Origin of the sequence: Kitasatospora sp. NPDC059817 (genome assembly GCF_042731835.1) — a bacterium.
Lineage (GTDB): Bacteria > Actinomycetota > Actinomycetes > Streptomycetales > Streptomycetaceae > Kitasatospora.
The window spans coordinates 1,918-2,909 of record NZ_JBHWIR010000180.1 but is presented as its reverse complement, the minus strand read 5'-3'; the positions used below and the strand labels follow the sequence as shown (position 1 = coordinate 2,909).

The 992-nt window shown below is 75.5% G+C and carries 1 protein-coding gene; it reads left to right on the top strand.

Annotated elements, in window-relative coordinates:
- The first annotated feature begins 153 nt into the window (after positions 1–153).
- Positions 154–822 (top strand): heme oxygenase (biliverdin-producing), encoded by a 669-nt coding sequence (locus ACFV61_RS28755; RefSeq protein ID WP_380494754.1) that lies wholly within the window; start codon positions 154–156, stop codon positions 820–822.
- The last annotated feature ends 170 nt before the right edge of the window (positions 823–992 follow it).

Sequence of the window (992 nt, the reverse complement as noted above, 5' to 3'; positions counted from 1 at the left end):
GTGGGGGTGTGTGGGCGCTCGGCGCGCGCGCCGCGGCTGGGGCGGTGGGGGGGGGGGGGGCCGCGCGCGTTGCCCCACTCCCGTGCCGCCCCCACGGCTTGTTAGGTTAGGCTAACCAAAACAATCGGGGCCGAATCCGATCCTGGAGGCCGCATGCCCACGCCCGAGCCCGTCCCGTTCTCCACCGCGCTCCGCACCGCCAGCAGCGAGGAGCACGAGGCCGCGGAACAGTCCTCGTTCATGAGCCACCTGCTGGGCGGCCGGCTCGGCATCGAGGCCTACGCCGACCTCACCGGCCAGCTCTGGTACGTCTACCGGGCCCTGGAGAACCGCGCCGGACACCTGGCGGAGCACCCGCTCGCCGGGCCCTTCATCGACCGGGCGCTGCTGCGCACCGCCGCCATCGAGCGCGACCTGGCGCACCTGCGCGGGCCGGACTGGCAGGACGGCCTGGCGCCGCTGCCGGCCACCGCCGCGTACGTCGCGCGGGTGGAGGAACTGGCCGAGACGTGGCCGGCCGGGTACATCGCGCACCACTACACCCGCTACCTGGGCGACCTGTCCGGCGGTCAGATCATCCGCGGCATCGCCGAGAAGACCTGGGGCTTCGAGCGCAAGGGCGACGGCGTGCGGTTCTACGTCTTCGAGGAGGTCGACAACCCGGCCGCCTTCAAGCGCGACTACCGGGCCCGGCTGGACGCGGCCGGGCTGGCGATGGACGAGGTGGAGCGGCGCCGGGTGGTCGAGGAGTGCAAGCGGGCCTTCGTGCTCAACGGCGCGGTCTTCCGGGACCTGGACGCGCGCTACCCGCTGAGCGCCTGAACGTTTCCCCGTAGGGCGCACCCACCCGGGTGCGCCAACGGACCGGCCCCCGCGGCCGGGGTGGGCGCCGGGGCGGGGGGCGGGCCCCGGGGTGGGGGGGTAGAGTGGGCCCCCCGCGGGGGCGACCACACAGGGGGGGGGGGCCCGCCCCCCCACACAGACGCCGCGCG